Source organism: Streptomyces sp. ASQP_92 (genome assembly GCF_025399895.1).
Taxonomy (GTDB): domain Bacteria; phylum Actinomycetota; class Actinomycetes; order Streptomycetales; family Streptomycetaceae; genus Streptomyces.
In genome coordinates this window covers 1-19,653 of the sequence record NZ_JAODUA010000023.1, presented here as the reverse complement: position 1 = coordinate 19,653, position 19,653 = coordinate 1, and the positions used below count along the sequence as shown (strand labels likewise).

At 69.8% G+C, this 19,653-nt stretch carries 23 protein-coding genes; all 23 read right to left on the bottom strand.

From position 1 onward, the window contains the following. Nucleotides 1-20: 20 nt before the first annotated feature. A complete protein-coding gene (locus tag N4G70_RS31970; protein WP_261716277.1) occupies nt 21-1,055 on the bottom strand; it encodes a phosphoadenosine phosphosulfate reductase in 1,035 nt (344 codons plus the stop codon). A 64-nt stretch (nt 1,056-1,119) separates the two neighbouring features. Continuing rightward, complete coding sequence (locus tag N4G70_RS31965) at nt 1,120-2,001, bottom strand: hypothetical protein (protein ID WP_261716276.1); 882 nt, start codon at nt 1,999-2,001, stop codon at nt 1,120-1,122. A 17-nt stretch (nt 2,002-2,018) separates the two neighbouring features. Then, on the bottom strand, nt 2,019-2,525 hold the full coding sequence (locus N4G70_RS31960; protein ID WP_261716275.1) for a DUF6248 family natural product biosynthesis protein: 507 nt from the start codon (nt 2,523-2,525) through the stop codon (nt 2,019-2,021). After that, nucleotides 2,522-3,061, bottom strand: coding sequence for a hypothetical protein (locus N4G70_RS31955; protein ID WP_261716274.1), 540 nt, complete (start codon nt 3,059-3,061; stop codon nt 2,522-2,524). Before N4G70_RS31955 ends, N4G70_RS31960 begins: the two co-directional genes overlap by 4 nt. 59 nt (nt 3,062-3,120) lie before the next feature. Further along, a complete protein-coding gene (locus N4G70_RS31950; RefSeq protein WP_261716273.1) occupies nt 3,121-4,335 on the bottom strand; it encodes a hypothetical protein in 1,215 nt (404 codons plus the stop codon). A 71-nt stretch (nt 4,336-4,406) separates the two neighbouring features. Then, on the bottom strand, nt 4,407-4,940 hold the full coding sequence (locus N4G70_RS31945; RefSeq protein WP_261716272.1) for a single-stranded DNA-binding protein: 534 nt from the start codon (nt 4,938-4,940) through the stop codon (nt 4,407-4,409). 490 nt (nt 4,941-5,430) lie between these two features. Next, nucleotides 5,431-5,802 carry a hypothetical protein gene (locus N4G70_RS31940; RefSeq protein ID WP_261716271.1) on the bottom strand — a complete coding sequence of 124 codons (372 nt, stop codon included), beginning with the start codon at nt 5,800-5,802 and terminating at the stop codon, nt 5,431-5,433. 85 nt (nt 5,803-5,887) lie between these two features. Further along, complete coding sequence (locus N4G70_RS31935) at nt 5,888-6,196, bottom strand: hypothetical protein (protein ID WP_261716270.1); 309 nt, start codon at nt 6,194-6,196, stop codon at nt 5,888-5,890. Between the two features lie 100 nt (nt 6,197-6,296). Further along, entirely contained in the window at nt 6,297-6,551 is a 255-nt protein-coding gene (locus N4G70_RS31930) for a hypothetical protein (RefSeq protein ID WP_261716269.1), read from the bottom strand. A gap of 67 nt (nt 6,552-6,618) precedes the next feature. Next, complete coding sequence (locus tag N4G70_RS31925) at nt 6,619-8,085, bottom strand: ParB N-terminal domain-containing protein (protein WP_261716268.1); 1,467 nt, start codon at nt 8,083-8,085, stop codon at nt 6,619-6,621. A gap of 109 nt (nt 8,086-8,194) precedes the next feature. Then, entirely contained in the window at nt 8,195-8,971 is a 777-nt protein-coding gene (locus tag N4G70_RS31920) for a hypothetical protein (RefSeq protein ID WP_261716267.1), read from the bottom strand. Further along, nucleotides 8,964-9,512: a hypothetical protein gene (locus N4G70_RS31915; RefSeq protein ID WP_261716266.1), complete on the bottom strand. Its 549-nt coding sequence runs from the start codon at nt 9,510-9,512 to the stop codon at nt 8,964-8,966. Before N4G70_RS31915 ends, N4G70_RS31920 begins: the two co-directional genes overlap by 8 nt. Before the next feature lie 82 nt (nt 9,513-9,594). Continuing rightward, nucleotides 9,595-9,873 (bottom strand): hypothetical protein, encoded by a 279-nt coding sequence (locus N4G70_RS31910; protein ID WP_261716265.1) that lies wholly within the window; start codon nt 9,871-9,873, stop codon nt 9,595-9,597. Nucleotides 9,874-9,996: 123 nt separating this feature from the next. Beyond that, nucleotides 9,997-11,493, bottom strand: a complete 1,497-nt coding sequence (locus N4G70_RS31905) for a DUF3560 domain-containing protein (RefSeq protein ID WP_261716264.1) — start codon at nt 11,491-11,493, stop codon at nt 9,997-9,999. Nucleotides 11,494-11,835: 342 nt separating this feature from the next. Then, nucleotides 11,836-12,213: a hypothetical protein gene (locus N4G70_RS31900; protein WP_261716263.1), complete on the bottom strand. Its 378-nt coding sequence runs from the start codon at nt 12,211-12,213 to the stop codon at nt 11,836-11,838. 230 nt (nt 12,214-12,443) lie between these two features. Then, entirely contained in the window at nt 12,444-12,788 is a 345-nt protein-coding gene (locus N4G70_RS31895; protein WP_261716262.1) for a hypothetical protein, read from the bottom strand. Nucleotides 12,789-12,952: 164 nt separating this feature from the next. After that, entirely contained in the window at nt 12,953-14,224 is a 1,272-nt protein-coding gene (locus N4G70_RS31890; protein WP_261716261.1) for a hypothetical protein, read from the bottom strand. 58 nt (nt 14,225-14,282) lie between these two features. Next, nucleotides 14,283-15,086 (bottom strand): hypothetical protein, encoded by an 804-nt coding sequence (locus tag N4G70_RS31885; protein ID WP_261716260.1) that lies wholly within the window; start codon nt 15,084-15,086, stop codon nt 14,283-14,285. An 84-nt stretch (nt 15,087-15,170) separates the two neighbouring features. Next, nucleotides 15,171-15,818, bottom strand: coding sequence for a hypothetical protein (locus tag N4G70_RS31880; RefSeq protein ID WP_261716259.1), 648 nt, complete (start codon nt 15,816-15,818; stop codon nt 15,171-15,173). Nucleotides 15,819-16,100: 282 nt separating this feature from the next. Further along, nucleotides 16,101-16,592 carry a hypothetical protein gene (locus N4G70_RS31875; RefSeq protein WP_261716258.1) on the bottom strand — a complete coding sequence of 164 codons (492 nt, stop codon included), beginning with the start codon at nt 16,590-16,592 and terminating at the stop codon, nt 16,101-16,103. A 316-nt stretch (nt 16,593-16,908) separates the two neighbouring features. Next, nucleotides 16,909-17,103 (bottom strand): hypothetical protein, encoded by a 195-nt coding sequence (locus N4G70_RS31870; protein ID WP_261716257.1) that lies wholly within the window; start codon nt 17,101-17,103, stop codon nt 16,909-16,911. A 66-nt stretch (nt 17,104-17,169) separates the two neighbouring features. Continuing rightward, a complete protein-coding gene (locus tag N4G70_RS31865) occupies nt 17,170-18,333 on the bottom strand; it encodes a DUF932 domain-containing protein (RefSeq protein WP_261716256.1) in 1,164 nt (387 codons plus the stop codon). A gap of 125 nt (nt 18,334-18,458) precedes the next feature. After that, the gene (locus N4G70_RS31860) at nt 18,459-18,830 is read right to left on the bottom strand and encodes a hypothetical protein (protein ID WP_261716255.1); all 372 of its coding nucleotides are present in this window, start codon (nt 18,828-18,830) and stop codon (nt 18,459-18,461) included. Nucleotides 18,831-19,653: the final 823 nt, after the last annotated feature.

Sequence of the window (19,653 nt, the reverse complement as noted above, 5' to 3'; positions counted from 1 at the left end):
CGTGGCGGGGAGGGCGGTGGTCAGGTGGTTGCCTGGCAGCCTTCACATAGCGTCCGACCGGTGTGGTGGGCGGCGAGACCGACGGGCTTGCGGGGCGGCTGTGTGAGCTGGGTGCGGACTTGGCGCTCGAGGGCGGTGAAGTCGGGTCCGTTGTCGGGGCAGATGACGCCGGGGTCGGGTATGCCGCAGGTGGAGGCATGGCGGATCAGGTCGGTGATGCTCCAGTCGGGCCGGAGGCGGTCGCCGCGGGCGGTCTCGACTTCTGCGTACAGGGCGGCGAGGCGGGGCCGGCGGGCGACGGCAAGCAGCAGGTCGCGCAGGCCTGCGAAACCGCACAGACTGCACGAGCAGCGTGAGGTGCCCTGGAAGTCCCCGGCGCCGGGGACGGAATCGTAGGTCCAGTGCCGTAGACGGGGGTGGTCCTGGCTCCACTCGCGGACTGCGGGGCGCGGCCACTCGAGGGCGGGCAGCCATTCGTCGACGATGCGGGCGCTGTTGACCTGCACGGTACGGAAGGCGGCCATGGTGCTGCGGAGGCGGCTCTCGTCGCGGCGGTGGCCCTGGACCTTCAGGATCCGTACCGGCCGGCCGAGTTCGCGGGACATCTCGGTGACGTAGGGGGTCCAGGCCATGGAGACCACGGACTCCTTTGCGGCCTTCGTGCAGAATTTGCTGCCCATTCGGGGGAAGCGGCCGTAGGCCGCGATCTCGGTGAGCAGCGAGTGCGGCATCCGGCTCCCGCCGGGGCCGGGCAGCGTACGGGTCACCTGGGTGTGCTGGCCGGCGGGCAGACCGAAGGCCGTGCTCTGCAGCGCGGCGAGCTCCGCCACGCCCGGCCAGACTGTGCCCTGGTAGGTCACGGAAGGCCAGTCAAGGGGGCCGAGACAGGCGTGGAAGCTGCGGACGCGCTCTGTCACCCCCGCCGCACGGGCGGCGTTCATGAGAAGCCACATGGTCAGGGCACTGTCATTTCCGCCGGACAGCTGAGGGGCGATGAGGTCGTACGAGGCCAGATCAGGACCCCGGGCCGGGCCCGCAGCGAGACACGCGGACATGAGGACTCCAAGAAGGAAATAGAGAAGGGAGGCCGAGAGCGGCAAAAAAGCGAACCGCTCGCGGTCAGCGGACCATCGGCTCGGGGTCGGGCTGCTTCGGATATGACCGCAGGACGGGCATCTCGACCTTGATTTCCTCTCGCTCGCGGCGGGTTCGGCCCAGCCGGAACACGTACCGGTGCGCACCGCGGTGGCGGACGTTGCGGGCGCCCACCGACGTCAGGGCCTCGCGCAGCCACACGGCCGGGTCGCAGCCCGGCTGCGGCCGAGGAGCACCCAGCACGCGGAGCTGATCCACGGCGTACTCGTGGCCCTGCTCCCGCCGACGAATCTTCTGCGCCGTCCGTGCGTGGAAAACGGTGCCGTCCGGCAGGAGTTTCACCGTTCGCGCGGTTGCCCGCCCCGTGTACAAGGCGTTCGTCGCCGCGTAGATCGTTCCCACGTGCCCGGGCATGACTAGGACTCCGGATGCGGTCCGCCGCGGGACGGGGTCGGCGAACGAGACGACGCCGCGCACCCCGTCGGCGAGAAGCGCGTCGAAGCAGCGGGCCAGGAACCAGCTCTCGGTATTGCCCGGGCACTCCTCCAGTAGGACGAAGCGTGAGCACTCCAGAGACTCGGTGTAGGGCTGGAGCTCTGGCAGGGGGTTGGTGAGAACGGCCTTGCTGACCGGAACCCCGAACACGGCAACGCCGCTCAGCTGGCGCTCGCCTCCGGAAATGTTGTACAGGCCGAACTGCACCTTCACCGCCGGGTACGAGCGCGAATAGTGGTGCGCGAGCACGAACTCCTTGCCTGGTTCGTCCTCGCGGATGGCGTCGACTTGGTAGAGCCGCGCGTCGAAGCCACCGTCCCGGACATGTCGCCAGGAATGCTGGCCCTTGCGCCACCGCTGGCACCATGGGGAGGCCGTCGGGAACTCTGGCAGGTCCTCGTAAGGCAGCATCTCCTGGACCGGGGCCATCACCGTGCCTGCCCGTTCCCTGGCTTCAGCGGCATGGCGGCCCCGCCGAAGAGCGAGAGCTGTCCGGCCGGGTCGGGCTCAGCCCTCGATGAGGGAGGTGTTGACCGCACGGCAGGGCGCTTCTCGGCGGCGCCGACGTCTGCAGCGTGCGTGCAGGGGCAGATCCAACGGCAGGGACGCTCACCAGCCTTGTACTGGATGAGCGCGACGACGAAGCCGCGGCGGTCGGTGACGGTGCCGGCATCCGTGTCGATTCGGGGGCCTGATGCGCTGATGCACTGTTCGTGTCGTTCTGCGGCACAGGAGGTGCAGGTGCCGCGCTCGCACGAGCACCAGCGGTGGAATCCGTGCGGGTAGGCGTCCTCGATGCGCTGCAGTCCCTCGGTCCAGGCATGAGCCCGGACCCAGGCTCCTTCCGTGTCACTCATCGTGGAGGGGGTGGGGGAGGGGTTGGGGTCGAGGATGCCCATGATCGATGCGCCGATGTAGCGCAGTCGCGTGGTCATGTGTGGTCTCCGAGCAGGGTCGGGGCGGCGTGGAGTTCGTCCAGCCACGTCAAAAGGCGGGGGAGGTTGGTGGAGGGTCCGAAGGAGAGGTAGGTGCCGTCGCAGCTGGTGCAGCCGAAGGCCTGCGCGATGCGCAGCCTGCGGAGGGAGTTGACCCGGCCCATGTGCACAGTCAGACCCCGTCCGCGGGCCTCGGCGGCCAGGCGGTGAGCGGCAGGCCCGGTCTTCCAGGCTGTGGATCCGGCGAGGAACAGAACATCGAAGCGGTCCCAGGGGATGAGCCCGTGCTCGCTGCCGTCCTGGGCGGCGAAGGCGGCGGGAACGCCGAGTGAGCGGATCGGCTCGAGCCAGGGCAACGACTCGGCCAGCGTGCCCTCGGCGTCCATGGGGACGTCGGGAGCCACGCCCCACAGACAGCGGGCACGGCCATAACGGTCCACGGTCGCTCGCAGCCAGGAAAACCACTGCTCGGCCCCGGGCCACCCCTTGCCGAACTTCCCGTTGTCGCAGGCGTACGGCGCGCCGTCCGGGATCACGTTGCCCTGGGCCGGGGGTCATGCAGGCCAGCAGGCCGGCCCGCATCGCCGCTCGGGCCTCAGGTCCCGAGGGAGTCGCGAGGTACCGCACTGCGCTGGCCCGTGGCGAGAGCGGAGGCTGGGAATCGGGTGGGCATGGGGACGTTCCTTCCAGGCGCGGTGGGTTCAGGTGAGGGGGAGTTGGGCGGCGGCACCGGTGAGCAGGGCGTGCCATTCCCGCTCGAAGCCCTTGTCCTGTTTGTCGATGACGCGGGCGGGGGCGGTGGTGAAGAGGTCCTCGGCCATCGGCCAGGCGGCGCCGCGGGGGCATACATCACCGGGCGCCGGCGGCCGTCGTGGGACAGCAGGAACAGCCGTCGTACCCGGTAGAGGGCCCAGGGCATGTCCAGTTCGCGTTCGAAGGCGTCCAGGCAGGCCCGGTCTCGGGGTTGGTCCGGGTCGAGGAGCTCCAATAGGCTCCGGCGGCCGTAGAGCCTGGCGTTGGGGTTGAGACTCATAGCTGTGTACTCCAGGCGCAGCACGGCGCCCGCGAGCTCCGGGTGGCAGCGCATGCGCTCCAGGTGAGCGGGGAGCGCGCCCATGGAGGCGGGGAAGCAGCAGAATGTGCAGTACGACTTGGGCCAGTGGACGCCGAACCGTTCCAGCAGGTAGTCCTCGCACCGCTGCCGGCCCCACCCCCAGTCGATGAGAGGGAACTCGCCGGTGCGCCCGGGCATTTTGGAGGCGGCCTGGTCGCCGAAGCGGCGGCCTTCCTCGTCGGCGTTGAAGCCCATGATCTGCCGGAAGGGACGGCCGTCGAAGAGTTGCCCCAGCCACCAGTCGCCGACGTCGCCCTTCGCCCACAGACTGCACTTGCGGGTGCCGGCCTGCTGGGGGACCGTGCCCACGGACTCGAGGTCGTCCCACAAGGTCCAGGGCCCGCGGGCGAAGAGCCGCTCGGGGGTGCGGGAGTCGTCCAGGACGGTGAAGCCGTCCTGGCGCAGGTGGCCGTTGCGGGCCAGCTGGACGAACCGCACGCGGTGCTCGCGCAGCAGGGGCAGCATGAACTTCTCGACCAGGAGCCGGGTTTCGGGCCACTCGCTGCCGGTCGCCATGTAGAGGACGACGGTGCGCTTCAGGTCGATGCCGTGCGTGGCGGGGGCGGTGAGCATCCGAGCGATATAGGCGGTCGACTCGACGCCCAACCCCCAGTTGATGACGACGTCGACATCGGCGTTGTCGTCGGGGGCGTGGCCGAACAAGGGCAACTGAGGGCCCGGCGCGGTGCAGGACATGATGAGTCTCCGGGGCGAACGGGTGGGGAGGGCATGACTGCGCAGCAGTCGCCGTACGGCTGGTGGTGCAGTCAGCCGCGCTGGTCGGCGTGCGCGGGGGTGAAGGCGGGCCAGCCCTGGGTGCGTTCGGCTGTCCACCAGGGCGGCCGGGAGTCTGTCGGTGTGGGGCGGGCGGATGCGCGGGCGGCGGGCTGGGAGGCGGTGGTGGCAGCTGCGGGTGCGGCGGGTTTTGGCGCGCTGACGGGGGCGGCGGCTTGGGGGCCGGGCAGGCTCTGCTCGGTGTAGGCGATGCGCTGGCTCAGGCTGATGCCGAGGTCGTTGACGCTGAGCCACAAGGTGTTGTCGCGGACGTCGGTGACGCGGCCGTGGACGAGGACGGTGACGCCGTCGGTGAGGGACTCGGCAGCGTTGCGTGCCAGGTCCCGCCACACGGTGCACACGTAGGAGACCGGTTTTGAGTCGCGCCAGGCCTTGGCGCGGGGGTCCCACTCACGGGGGTGGGCGGTGAGTCGGAAGCGGGCGATGACGGTGCCCGTCTCGGTGATGCGGCATTCGACGTCTCCGGTCACGGTCCCGCTGATGGGCATGACGAGTTCAGATGGCATGAAACCCTCCTCTGTCTTCAATAATAGTGGAAGAGAGGTGAAGGTCAACCCCCCCCGCGTACGCCCGGCGGTGGGCGGACCGGCACACCGCATCGGGAGCGGAGTCGCCACGGCGGCCGCCGAGAGCCAGTACGCGTCGGGTGCGCCGGGAGGGGCCCAGATGGCAGGGCCGGTACCGCAAACGACAGGCCAGCCGCAGTGGAGGCCTTCCAGGAGGGCGGGGGGCGCCGGGACCTGGGCAGGGGTTGATGCCGATCCGCGGTTCCAGACTCATCCGCTCGTGGTGGGGGCCACGAGGCGAAGGCAGGGCAGTGGGTTGGACTCACGACGTGATGGGTGCGGTGCGGGACCGGGGTGCAGTGGCGCACGAGTCGGCGCAGCCGGCGCTTCGTCTCAGGGCCGCCGTCGTCCATGGTCGGGTTCTTCCTGGGGGTGCCACGGAGGCGGGGCCCGAGCGGGGACGGCGGCGAGCCGTCCCCGCGAACACGGTCTACGCGTCGAGGAGTTCGATGCACCCGGCGGGGATGCCCTTGCCGGGCAGCAGGAAGCGGGTGGTGTCGTCGGGGACGGTGTAGGTGGTGCGGGGGTCGCGCCGCAGGGCGATGGTGGACTCCTCGTCAAGGAGGAAGTGCCAGCGGGTGACGGTCTTGTTGGGTTCCTGGACGGTCCCGGTCAGCCCGGCGAGGAAGGCGGGCCGGATGTCGGTGATCCTGGCGCGGCGGCCGGAGGTGATGACGGGCCGGGCTGCGCGGTCGAGGGTGAGGATCTGCTGGGCGCAGGCTTCCTGGACGGCCGCGATGTCGGCGCGGCCGGGCAGCGTGCGGATGTAGGCGCAGACGTCGGTGAGCGTGGTCTCGGACATGGTGATCTCCGGTGGGTGAAGGGGCACCCGGCCCGGGTGGGCCGGGTGAACGGACGGGGCACCGACCGTGCCGGTGGGGGGCTGGTCAGGCCGTGGTGGGGGCGGTACGGCGGGTCGGGGTGAAGCCCTTGGCCACGCTGCGCAGGCGGCGCTTGGTGTCGTCGCCGCCGCCGTTCTTCCACCAGCGCCAGGCGTAGTAGGCGGTGAGTGCGGCGTCCGTGGCGGCGTACAGCGCCTTGCCCTGGGCGATGTTGGCGATGCTCCGGATGAGCATTGCGGTGGTGAGCAGGGCGTAGAAATGGCGCGCGGAGAGGCGGCCGGTGAGTGCGCCCGCGAGCGCGCACAGGCCGAGAGCTACGGGGATGTAGATCGAGAACAGGGCGAAGACGTCCATGGGGTGGCCTTCCTGAGGATGTGCCGTGGGAGCTGCCGGGGCAGCCCGGAGCAGGTGCGCGGGCTGGCTGGCCCGCGCACCGGTGCCGTGCGGGGTGGGGTCAGTCCCAGTTCTCGGGCGCGGGCCGGTAGAGGCGCTCGAACTCGGCGGTCTCTTCGGCGGTGGCCGGGCGCCAGCGGCCGGTGATGTCGTCCAGGCTGATGGCGAACGAGGTGGGCTGGTACTCGCGGAATCCGTCGGTGCAGGTGTAGGAGACGCCGTCCGGGCCGAAACCGGTGAGCCGGACGATGACGGTTGCGCCGGAACGGATGTTCCAGGCGACGCAGGTTCCGACGTGCTGGGCAGTGACCTTCACAGTGGTGCCCTTTCGGTGCGGGGCCCTGGGTGCGGCGTGTTGGTGCACGCTGCACCCAGGGGCACGGTCAGGCGGCTTGACCGGCGGTGTCGGTCCGGTGGCGGTGTGCCGCGACGGCCTGAGCCTCGACCTCGGACAGGGCGTAGGCGTTGTCCTGTCGGCGGAGCGTTTCCAGGAGGAGCAGCCAGGCTGCGGCGCTGGGGCGCAGGGACGTCCATGCCTTGTCGGGGCGGAGGTCGTCTTCGAATGCGGCGGCCACGTTCGCGAACACCAGGGCGGTGTCGCGGGCCTTGGGCACGTTCAGCGGCGCCGGGTCGTCGGTCTTGGCTCCGAGGATCAGTCCGAGGACCTCGGGGTCTCGGGGGTCGGAGCAGCGGGTCACGAAGTGCTTGAGGGCGAAGGCGCGGGCGGCTTCGGGCAGGGTCTTGGCGCGGCAGAGCTTGGCGAGGAAGGCATACCTGGGCTCGCGGGCGGCCTTCCATGCCCGCGTGCTGGCAATGGAGTTGCTCCGCCTGGCCGCTTCCTCCGGGGAGAGGGAGTTCTTTGGCTTGCGGGCCTCGGGACGCACCTTGTGGCCGTGGGCGGCGGGGTCGGCGCAGTGCCACACCGGCTGATGCGCCTCGTCCAGGCGGGCGCTGTGGTCGGGGCAGCCGGAGTGGTTGGCCTCGGTGAGCGGGTTGCCCAGCGGGGTGGTCAGCTCCGACAGGGGCCGGGAAAGATCCTTCTCCCCGAACGGCACGTGGTTGCGGTTCGGAAGGAGCGGGATCTTCGCCTCCTTCAGCGCCGCGAGCGCCGTTGCACGCGCCTGCTTGTCGGCGAGTTCGGCCTGAAGCAGGGCCATCTCCTGGTCCCAGTGCCCCCGGCCGCCCTCACCCGTCTCCTGGTCCCGGCCCAGCGCGCTCTGAAGCCGCCGTTCCGCCCCCGGCACGTCCGCCACTTCGGCGAGCTGCGCCGTCTGCTCCAGATCCATGCCTCCGGCTGACGCGCGCCGCAGCGTCGCATCGTCCAGCTTCTGGGCACGGCGGGCGTGCTTGACCGCTCCTCGCCTCACACGGAGCGCCTTCGCGGCCTGGGTCTGCTCCGCCTCGCTCATGTCCACGAGCGCGAGTTCCACGGACTTGACCTTGTCCCGCTCGGCCATACCTTCGCGGTGGTCGTTCTCGATCAGGCTCAGCAGCCGGGTCCACCCGTCCCGGCCGACAAGGTCGGCACGGACGTAGGCGGGAACCTGGAGTACTTCGCGCTGCTCCTCGGCGGCGGTGGCGTTGGCGGCCTGCTGGGCCTGGGCCCGGCGCCAGCCCTTGAACGCCCCGTATGTGCCGCCGGGGAGCGGCCGGACGCTGATCGCGTCCTGGATCCCGACGGCCTTGACGGAGTCGATCAGGGTGTCGTCCGGGGCGGTGTCGGTCTCGCGGGCGTTGCAGCTGTCGCGAACGATGCGGTCCGCATCGAGGTGGACCACCACCATCTCGCAGAGGTCGGGAGTTACCTCGGTGTGCTGGGCGCTGGTGGGGGGCTTGGTGGCGGTAGCCATGGAGTCCTCCTCGGACTGGCGGTGGAACGCGGAGAGGTGCGGTGCCCCTCTCCGGCATGACTCAATAATAGTGGAAGATGTGGGGGTGTGAACCCACCCCCACATCCGCTCAACCCCGGGGCTCGGTAACCAAATTGCCGGTGGAACCGCTGTCCGACGGCTCTGACGGAACACGGGCCCCGTCGCGTACGGGCTCCTCATATGCCGCGCAGCGGGCAAGTGACTCCGCGACCATGCGCCGGGTCGCGGCCTTCGCGGTCCAGGCCGGATCACCCGAGCAGAGCGCACCGAGGAACCGGGCCCCGTATCCCCATGCCGCGTCGCGCTGCTCCATCCGGTTGGGGACCACCGAGAACGCGGCCGTCACCTGGGCCTGCGGGGATTTCTGCTGGTGTGCGGGCTGGATCCTGACCGAGCAGTCCAGCCCGTCCCCCAGATCGAGGGAACCGCCCCACAGGCCTTCGGCCAGCCCGTGCCCCCCGGGGGCCCACGACCATTGCGGAGCCCCTGGGACGGCAGTGGTGGAGTCGGTACCGAGGACACCCACGGTTCCCAGTGCGCCGAGCGCCAGAAACCAGCGACCCGCCGGGGCATGGGCGACACTAACGTGGAGGCCGCAACTCACATACGAGACGCAGACGTCGCCGCACATGAACCCGGTGCTCCGGTCCCCGAAGAATTCCAGCGCCACCGAATTCTCCTGTGCTCGCATCCGTGACTCGGTCCCGGCCAGTGCGACCATCAGGCCGGCGTAGTGGCCGGACCTCTCCAGCGCCGCGAAGACACCCTGCTTGCCCACCGCCTCCCCTTTCGGCAGTTGGTCATGGGAGATCAGCCCTTGCCGCTCGGCGGTGGAGCGGCCCGGCAGGCTAAACAATTCAGTCATCACGATCCGCCCTTCCGTGTTCAGCGAACGAGAGCGGGCTGTGGGGCCTGAGCAGCCGTCCGCTGGCGTCGGCGTCGTTCTCGTCATGGAAGGGTGCGGGGCGCGCGGTGGCGTGGAGCAACAGGCAGGGCATGGTGGTCTCCGCTGGGTCATCGTCAGTGCGCAGGTCCTCGGGGTAGTTGTCGAAGACGGCTCCGGTCGTGTCGAGGCAGCGCAGGATTCGCCGCAGGTCGAAGGGGTCCCGGGGGGAGAGGTCCCCCCATGCGGCACTGATCGCAGTGCCATGCCCGACCGGCGGCATGAGGTGGTCTTCGAAGTCGTGGAGGATGGTGCCCCCCACATCGCGGACGGAGTGAGGGAACAGGCGCGTGGCGCGGTCGTGTTCGGGAGCGAGATAGAGGACGAGGTAGGCGGCCCCAGCGAACTGGCGACGCAGGGTGTCGGCGATGAGGCGGGCCACGCCGCGGGCCGCTGCGCGCTGGGTGGCAGCGGCTTCCTCCCATTCCTCGATCGTCGTGTAGGGGCTGCTTGCGGAAGGCACGGTGGGTCTCCTGCGGCTGGTCGTCGTGCGAGGGCTCACGCGCAGCGCTGCTTCCCTCAGGCGGTGCGTGCGGGCTGGGGCGTCAGTTTCGGCGGACTGCGGCGTGGGCGGTGCAGGCCAGGACGCGGCGTGCGGTGCCGTCGCGCCGGGGAAGGACGGCGACTTCGACCGTCCCGTTCTCCCCGCAGTCCACGCAGCGCTTGTCGGGTGTCACCGTGCGGGTATCACTGGGGGTGGGCAGAGGGAGATGGCGCTTGCTGTGCCGTCTCATGGCATTTCCTTCCAGGGGCAGGGGCAGGGGCAGGGGCGGTTTGCGGGCGAGGACGGTGACCGGGACGGCGCGGACGCCGGCACCGGACACCGTGAACTCCTGCGGTGGTGCGGGCCCGAACGGCCGGAGGCAGGAGCGGGCGAAGGCGCGTTCGGGCACCGGCGGTGCGGGGGCACGCCGCCGGGAGCCGGGGATGCGCGGTCGGGTTGCCGGTCAGCCCTCGCCGCCCGGGACGATCGGCGCGGCGTGTGCCCGGATGAGGCGTAGCGCCTGAGGCCAGGAGGGAGCGGCACCGAGGGAGGTGGTGCTGCCGCGCCGGCGGGCCTGGAAGTGGTCCGGGCCCTCGGGGACCCAGGTGATCTCGTAGGCGGATCCGTCGGCGAGCTTGAGGGACCAGCGGTCGGCCCGCCAGTGATGCAGCAGCTCGCCGACACCGGCGCTGGGTTCGTTGCCGGGCTGGATGAAACGCTGAACCGGGGCGCGTCGTGCGGTGTGTGCCCACTCGCCGGTGACCTTGTGGTCGGCCCAGTCGCCGCTGACCTGATAGCCCTCTGCCGCGATCAGGCTTTCCACCAGGGTGGCGGGCACGGCAGCGGCCGTCGTGTGGGAGCCGTCCAGGGCCCTGGACCAGTGCTTGCCTCCGCATCCGCAGATCAGGCGGACAGCGGGCCCGGCCAGTAGGAAGCATGTGATCTGCACATACAGGGCGCCGTCCGCGCAGGTCGTCGCCTGTGTGTCCGCGCGGGAAACTCCCGCGGGACGGTGGCGTGTGCTGCGGCGCGGCTTGGGACTGCGGACCGCTCCCGTCTGGGCCTCGGGGGCATCGGGGGCATGCGGGTGCGGGCAGGCTGCTTGGGTGATCTCCTCGAACCCGTAACGGCTCACCCAGGAGTAGCCGGTGTCGACGGACACGGTCTTGACGTTGCTCCGCACGATGCGGCGCCACTCTCCACGGATCTGAACCCGGTCACCCACGTGCAGGGTGTCCCGGCTCCACTGCCCGAACCCGCCCGCACCGCGCGCCTGCTCCAGTACGGACCGGTCTCCGGCAAGCTGGATCTCGGCCACGGCACGCTCCGCCCGGAGCTGCTCGGCGCGCAGGCCGCCAGCTGGCGGCCCGTCCTGAGGCCCCGTCAACGCCCGCTCGATGGTGCGCAATTCGCGTTCCAGGCGAGCGATACGCCGGGCGGTGACCTGCAACGTCGCTCGCCGTTCCTGCTGGTTCAGCGAGGCTTGCACCCGGTCGGCCTGCCGCTCGGCCTCACGCCCGGCGGCACCGGCCTTGAGGAAGGCGTCGGCCGCCCGGGTCTGTGCCTTGCGGTGCCAGCGGCCGCGCTTGCCGGAAAAGATTGGCTGTCCCATGGGGATGCCGTCGACCAGCTCATCGGAGCGACGCAGCAAAGCAGCTGACTCCTGGGCCAGTCGGTCGGCGCGCCCACCGATCGCGGCGCGCCGCTCGTCCAGCCGGCGACGGGCGGCGGCCTGCACGATGTCGTAGGGGCGGGGGGTGTCGTCCACGCTGAGTTCGGTGTCGAAACCGGCCGCGCGCAGGTCTGTGGCGGCGCGGTCGATGGTGCCCGGGATGCCGTACATGCCGATGGAGGGCATCCAGCGGAAGCCATACCGCTTGAGTACGTCGCCGGAGCCGTCGCCCTTCGAGGTGCCGTCGGCGAGCGTGCCTTCCGCATGGGTGTGCGTGATCGTGATCAAGGGGTCCTCCAGGCATGGCGGGGTGGCGGACAGGCACTCGTAGTTGTCCGCTGGTGTGAGGGGGCCGTCGGATCGGTCACCGGGTCGCTACGGAGTGACCGGGGAGGCTTGCTTTCCGGGGGATGGACGAGCGGCGCGGCAGGGCGTGGCGCCCTCGGTGCGATTCCGCCTCGGCAGTCGCAGAACTGGCACCGGCCGTCGCGCGGGGTCTTTTCGGGCGGTTCGGTAACGGGCGTTGGAGCGCTGGGTTCTCTTGGGGGTGCGGGTTCGCGGGTCCGCTGTACGCCGACGGCGGTACAGGCAGGGGACTTGCGGGGCCGGGGGCCGTCTCCTGTTGTCGTTTCAGCTGACGGGCAGGGCGGCGTGAATCAAGCAGACCCACGAGCGGATGCGGCCCTCGCTCGCACGGTCGACCCGAACGTCATACGTGGTGCTGCACGGCACGCAGGTAACGCGGTCGGTGCGCAGCAGCCGGAGCGGGGTGAAGCAGGCGTTGGCTGGCAGGACCCACCCTTGACAACGGATGATGTCGTTGTCGTACGGGCGGTAGCTGATGAAGAGCCGGACCATCCCGGGCAGGTCGCACGGCTCGGTGCCGGTCACGGTGACCGTGCTCCCGTCGATGGTGATGAGGTCGCCCTCGACCAGCTCTCCAGCCTCGACGGTGGCGACGGGGGCCGTCAGGATGACGGTCCCTGCGGGCAGGTTGGCAAGTCGCATCGGACAGCTCCTTGTTAAGAAGTGGTAGTGCCGGGGCCGGCTTGGGAGGCGGCTGGGTCAGCGTCAAGCAGGGTTCTCGGTCCGCTCCTGTGCGTCCGCGCGGGCGTCGTCGGCGGTGTAGCCGGACCCGCACCCGGGGCGGCAGTAGGCTCCGGCCGGGGCCTGGCAGTCCTCGCACGGCTCGTCGAAGTCCTCGGGAAGAAAGACCCGCCCTGAGTGCTGTTGCGGCGTCACCGCTGTGCCGCCGGTGAACTGCGCCAGATCTCCGAATCGGCGTACAGGACGCCGAGGTTCGCGCGGATGGCTGCTCGGGTTTCCGCCGAGACGGTGACCCAGCCGAGGGCGGTGGCGGCGGCCTCGATGTCGTGGGCGCGGCATGATGCGGGCCTTCCCGCGCGGAACAGGTACAGGGTGATCGCTGCGGCCTTGCGGGCCCGGTTGTAGGCCACTGCTTCCTCGGCTGTGGCTTCGGGCAGGAAGTCCCGTGCGATCGGGGGCAGCGCCAGCCACCGGCTGGACGTGCGGATCAGAATCGAGCGGGGGCGGATGAGGGCACGCAGGAGGGTGCGCAGCATGTCGTCTCCAAGGGGGCACAGTGCACCGGATGGCATCGCGTGGCGGGGGAGCGGCGAGGGGCTCGGAGGGGAAGTCGGCCTCTCGCCGCATCTCCAATAATAGTGGAACATTGGTGGGTGTGAACCCCCCCCTTTGATCCGTGCGGAACCGCTCAGGCGCCGGGCTACTGGCTCCACTCAGTGGGCCTGATCCACACGGGCAGCCGCGCCGCAGCCTCTTCCCCGGCACGAGCGTCGCCGGGACCGCCGAGCAGCGTGGGCCCTACGGTGAACTCCGCCCGCACGCGGTCGCGGTCTACTACTGCCTGAAACCCAGACGCTGTCAGGCACCGGGCGTAGGAAGCGAGGTCGCGGTCGAAGCGATGCCCGGCACCGAGGGCACCACCCCCCGGCGCCGGCCGTCCGCTCCCCCACGGCTCCAGCACCCGGTGTACCTCCACCTGGCCGGGCCTGACGGGGGAGGCCAGCGCCAGGAAGCCGGGAACGTCCGCATGGTCGACGCAGTCCAGGCCGTACGGGATGAACCCTTGCCGCGCGAGCAGGACGGCAACCACACGCAGCAGAGTCGACTCCGCAGCGCCAGTCTGAATGCCCGGCAGCTCCAGCGAAGCAACCCGCGACTCCCGCTGAACGCCGTGCTCAGACTCCAACTGCTCGGCGAAGTACCCGGCGCGTTCCAGATCGGAGGAACTGCGGATTGCCGCTCCGGTGTACCTGTCCACTACGTCCCAAGAGCCGCTGCGCCCCGCAGAGGTCCGCAGCGTGTAGCGGGGATGCGGCAGTTCCGGCCGCGGCGGGGCGACGTACACGCAACGACCGTGCCGCGGCTCGGTCGTGTGGAATCCTGCACGGCGCAGCGCATCCCCGAGGAAGGGGACCATACCTCGGCCGTCCGTTCCGAGGCGGCAGTTGTCGTCTGGGGCGGCGAGGGTCTGCCACCAGACGGCGGGCAGGGAGCGGCGGCGACTGACAAGCTCGCCGATCACCCACCCGTCGCACCGGCCCGGGATGTAGGGCGAGGCGAATGCGTCCAGGACGTCGGCGAGGGCCGGAGCGGGATCAGACGCGGATTCGGTGGTGGCGGTTGGTGCCTGCGGCGTGGGGCGCTTCTCGTAATCGGCCAGGACCTGGGCGAGCGCGGGCAGAAGACGCCGACGGATGTGCGCGGCCACGTGCGCTGCTGCGCTGCTGGCCGCGACGGTGACAGGACGGAGGGCGAATCCCTGCGCGGTGGCGGCCTCGGGCAGGCAAGCGGTGAGGAACAGCCGCTCCGGCTTCGCCTCTTCCTGGTACAGGATCAGGGCGCGCCCTTCGTCGTCGACGATCCGGACGGCGTCGTCCTGGCGGTCGTCGGGCAGAACGTGGCACTGGCTTCCCAACTGGGTGGCCACCTGCCCGGCGAGCGCGGTGAGTTCGGATGCGGTGAGCAAGCGCATGAGGGTCTCCAGTGTGATCAAGGGGCAGTGGAGTGGGCCCGCCTGGTGGGTGATCGGGTCAGGAGGCGCACTGCGCGGCGCGGACCACGCGCAGCGGTGTGCGGCCGCGGTGGCGCAGCTGCTCGTACTCGGACATGAAATGCGTGAGGCGGCGCTGTACGTCGGCGGCGCCGGTAGCGCTGATCTCGGCCCAGCGCGGCAGATAGCTGGCGCGGTGAGCAAGAGAGTCCCGGTGACCGCCCAGGAGGTAGGCGAGCAGAGGGGACGGCTGCGCGGCACCGAGCCGTGCCAGCAACCACCACGCTCGGACGCACTGCCGCGCATCCTGCCGGTGCTGGAGCTCGTCCCGCTGGTACCGAGCGACGTGCGCCCGTGCGGTGCTGATCATCGGCTCAAGCCACCCGCACAGCATGGGTGCTTCCAGCCACCGGGCAAGGCTTTGCAGATCCGGCAGATCATCCCGGGCCGCGTAGTGCTCGCCGCATGCGCGCATGACAGCGTGCAGGGTGGCTGCGGCCTGGGGCGGTGCGTCGCGGTCAAAGAGATCCCGCAGCCCGGACGGGCTCACCCTCCAAGAGTCGGGTTGGTCGGCGGGCTCGGACAGGATGCGGGTCATGACCCCGGTGTAGGCGCGCCCACGAATACGGGGCAGGGGCTCGGCGGGCATGACTCGCATGCCGTTCTCGGATCCGAGACTGATGCGCAGCGCGCGGAAGTCGTCCCACTGGCGCGGGTTGTGCGAGGCGACTACGTGCACGGTGCCCTTCACCGCGCCCGTGAGGGCGTAGCGGACGGCGCCGCTGGGGTCCGGTTCGGCCGGCACGATGCGGACGGGCCCGGATGCGGTCGCAAGACTGAACATCACAACTCCTGGAGGGCAGATCGCGGGTGGGGTGGCAGGTAGGGGCGCGAAGTGCGGCCCCTACCTGCGGGGAGGGGTGCCGGATCAGGCGGCCTCCGCCGATGCGGCCTGCTCGGCGGCGTACGTGGCGGCGCGGCCCCGGACGGCCTTCACAAGGCCTTCGGTGTCCGCGCCGAACGTGCGGCTGTCGGAGCGGTACAGGAGCTGCCCGTCGGGGCCGCACGTGTCGTCGCCGTCCGGCCGAAACACAGCCATCCATCCGGTGTGCTCGTCCGGCTCGTATCCGATGCTGGCGCCGGTGCCGTTGATCCAGATCTCCGCCGGTCCACCGGGCAGCCGAACCACCAGTGCTTCGCGGGCCTGCAAGACGCGGGTGTCATGGCCTGCTGCGGTGAGCGCCTCGCGCAGGATCTCCTCGACCCGGAACACGGCCCGGGGGGTGGTGGGCAGCGCGGCCAGGGCGGCGGCCTGCTCGGCGAGAGGGAGGCATCCCGGATGCCGCTTCAGCGGCCGTCCCCGGCGCAGGTGGGAGTAGAACCGTAGGCCTACCGTGTCACACAGTTCGCACCGCACGAGCCACAACGTGTCCGAACCGGGATAGGGAGCAAGCGGAGTCCAGCCCTGGCCGACGATGTGGCCAATGGCTTTCAGGGCTGCCGTGATGTTGTACGCGGTGTAGCCGCGCCGCAGGGCGGTGAGGTCGAGGAGCGGCACGGTGAGGGTGGTGGGCATGGAGCCTCCTCAAGTGAGAGAACGGGTCGGGCAGATGACAAGAGGCGCAGGGGGAGCGGGGCGGCCTCACTGGTCCCCGCGGAGCGGGTGGGCCTAGCGCTGCGCGCTGTTCCAGGGAGGGCAGTTCGCTGCGCTCACTGCTGAAGGCAGTGCGGGCCCCGCGCTGCGCGCTGGCGAATGTCCCGCGCTTCGCGCCGGACGGGGGTGGCGCTGCGCTCGGCAGCCGGTCCGGCGTCCCCATGCCGGTGAGCAGGTGGCGCCGGTGGCCGGTAGCGGAGCGGACTAGGAGATCTCTTCCGGGGTGGGAATCGACAGACCCGCGCTGTACTCGACGTCGGACTCAGGGGAGAGGGGGTCACCTGTCAGCGCATCTGTGCAATACGCCGAGAACACCTCTCCCTCGGTGAGCGGGAGCAGCCAGCCATCCCGCAGCCGCCACCCTCGGACCCGCTCCCCCTCGCCCCGGGAAGCCTGGGTGCGCACGACCAGTCCGCCCCCCATCCCCTTGGGATCGCTGAACGCCCGAGCGAGCACTGCGGTGAGCTCCATCGTCTCTAGCGGACTGTGGGAAATGACCATTCCCGTACTGAGCGGGGCGAGTGTGATGTGCGCGGCAGCGACATCTGCGAAACCGCGAGAACCCACGATGTGGTGCTCACCGGGGCCAAGCACAGCAAGCAGACGCGAAAGGGCGGTGACAGCACGCCGCAGACTTGCTGAGTCGGTGTTCGCGGGGGCGGTGGGGCGGTGGAACTCCATCTCGTGGTGGTTCATGGCGGTGCCTCCTCGGGGGCGGTGAGCGCGGGCAGCCTTCGGCCGGCGGGAGCGGGACTACTCCTCGTGCGGGCGCCCCTGGGAGGGGATGCGGGGCGCGGGAGCATCGAAGGGGTGGCGGGGGCGCGGCACGGCGGGGGGAACGGGGCCGTCGTTGTTTTCAGGCATGGCGGAGCCTCCAGCGGGGCTAGTTGATGCGCGCGCCGTTGTACGACGCTCGGGGAGAGGGGGGCGCCGCACCCCGGGGTGCGGCGCCCCCGATGGGAAGGGCAAGGCGTGCGAGCCGCCACGGATCAGCGCGCGCACGCCTTGCGGGTCAGGCGTTGGCGGTCATCGGCTTGTGACGGGGCAGGTTGTCCTGAGCCGTGACACCGAGACCCTGGCGGCCGCACTCGGGGCAGTCGCCGACCCAACGGCCGTGCATCTTCGAGAACTTGCTCCCCAGGTGCGCAGTGCGCAGCTGCCGGACACTCCCGGTGGCAGGGCGCTTATTGGTGCAGTAGTCAGCCATGGCGATCCTTCGGTCTGCCGGATGGGCCCCGGGGAGAGCTGTTCTCCCCGGGGCTGGGGAGGGTGACTAGAGAGCGGCGGCGGCCGCGAGGGCGGGCAGGGCACGGCCCTCCAGCTCGTGCGCCGCGTCGGCGTCGGGCAGGGTCTGGGCAACAGAGGTGATGGCCTGCATGACCCCTCCGGCGGTGAGCTGCCCGCCCTGGATGAAGTGGCCGAGGATGCTGTCGCGCACGGTGTCCGTGATGTTGAGCTGCTTGGACACGACCTCGATGGTCTTGACCGGGTCGGTGACCGGGCGTCCGGCTGCGCCTTCCAGCGCTCGCAGCTTGGTCTCGACGTACGCGGGGGAGAGGAACTGCGTCACGGCGTCGGTGGTCTTGGCCGCGATCAATTCCAGCATCTTGCGCTGAGTGGCACCGGACCACTGGACGATGCCTTCGTCCTGCTTCCCGCCCAGGTGCACGGCACGCATGACGTCCTTCGTCATCGTCAGGCCGTTCTCACAGACCCGAACCACGGCGCGGGGCGTGATGGTGAACGCTCCGTCTCCGACTTCGCTGTTGGTGATCAGGAACCCGGCAGAGACGAGGGGCAGTTCGTCGCCGGTCTGCCCGGTGTAAGGGGAGCGGTACCCCTTCAGCAGCTCGCGAGCCTGCACGGCGACCGTCTCCGACTCCACTCGGACGTACATCCGGCGGTCTGTCAGGTCACACCCGGTCACCTTCACCGGGTGACCCGACCTGCGGACACCGTCCAGCGCGGCCACCAGGAGATCAAAGTTGTCGATGAGCTTGTAACTGTCGGACAGGAAGGCCCGTGCAACGCCTTGCCCTCCGTCATCGCCCTTGAACGTGCGGAGCAGGAAGCGGCGCTCGGGCTCCTGCTCCAGCCACCCGGCAACGTTCAGGTCGTACAGCGGCAGGTTCTCCACCCGCATCCGGCGCAGGTAGCCGACCGGGATGCGCAGCTTCGCCGAGAGGCCCTCTTCCGCGACGGCGGTCGGACGGTAGAAACCGTTCGGGTCGGTCACTCCGTCCTCGTCGATGATCGCCTCTACACCGCGCACGGTCAGGCTTCCGTCCTGGACGCCGAGCGCGGACGCGGGGGTGACGATGTCGACCTTGCGGCCGTGCTGGTCCTTCAGGATGCGGGCCAAGTCGTTCAGGTCGGCATTGCGGGTGTCGGTGCGGGCCGTGCGGGAGATCGCGTTTTCGGTCGCCTGCTGGGTCATGTGTGGTTCCCCTCAACGGAGTTGATGTTCGGCGGTGTCGGGGAGTGCCGCTCCCCGATGACTTCAATAATAGTGGAAGATGCGGGGAGGGGAACCCCCCCTCCCCGCATCCTTCGCGTGAGGTACTAGCCGAGGAACCCGCGACTGCGCAGGAACTCAGACGTCATGTACGCGATCCCCTGAGCCTTGTAGATCTGAGGGAAGCGGACCAATTCCCGCTCCGTCTTCCCGTTGACCGGCTCGATGAATTCCTGAACGACCCGGAACACGCCGCCAGCTTCCGTCGGCATTTCGATGATTACCGGGCCTGCACTCGTCTCCATGCGAATGCCGGTGTACCGGGCGTCGACATTGTGCACGATCTTCGCTCCGGCGCGCTGGCAGTGCAGCGGAAGGAAGTTGGCGATAGTGCGCGCCTGGATCGCCTGCGGAGTGTTCGGCGCACCCTGTCCGCCCTCGGTGCGGCGGACGATTCCCTCAGAGATCGTGATCTCCATGATGGTGCCTCTCTGTTGATGGTTCGGCAGCGTCTGGGGTGCCAACCCCTTCGGCGTCTTCAATAATAGTGGAAGAGTGCCCGGAAGTGAAGCAACACACCGAACCTCCGTATCTGGTACGGGATCTGCTACACCATCTGGCACGGGGATCTGGTTCAACATCTGGTACACCCCGATCCCGGCACACAGCAGAAAAGACCAGCTCAGACCCGTTGCGGAGTGTGGTGGGGGGTCAGGCATCCCCTTCTACCCGACTCCCTACGCCCAATGATCAAGAAAAGGAGGGTGGGGCTTGGTCTGCGGGCGCGGCGGGGATGGAGCCGTGTAGTTGTAGGTTGCGCGGTCACGGGGTGCCCGCGCGTGGGTGGGTGGGGTCTGTGAGGGTGTGTCAGTGAGGTTCTGTGCGTGGGCTCCTACGGCGGCTCCGGTGACGTCTCGATGGTGTCTCCTGTTGCTTCTCTTCTGACTGTGTCCTGCTGCCGGAGGCAGCCCGCCCCTCGGGTCTGTCCCGGCACAGGGGTGTTGGCCCCGGAGGGGCCCTAGCCCACACACATATTCCGTGGTGTAATTCCTTTCACGGAATACTGAATTGCAACTGCCTCGCCTAAAAGGGAATCGGAGATTTCCCGACCCCTCCTTCAGGGAACAGACATGACTCTCCCTCACACAACTACTCAACTCACCTACAAAACTAGCCTAGTTCCGTTCTAGTTCCGTTCCGGAGGAACGCAAAACTCGCCCTTGTTGTTCGTTCCGGAGGAACGCAGTTGGGAAATAGGCCGGAGGCCGTTTTCCCAACTCCCCGCCGGAGGCGGGATATTCG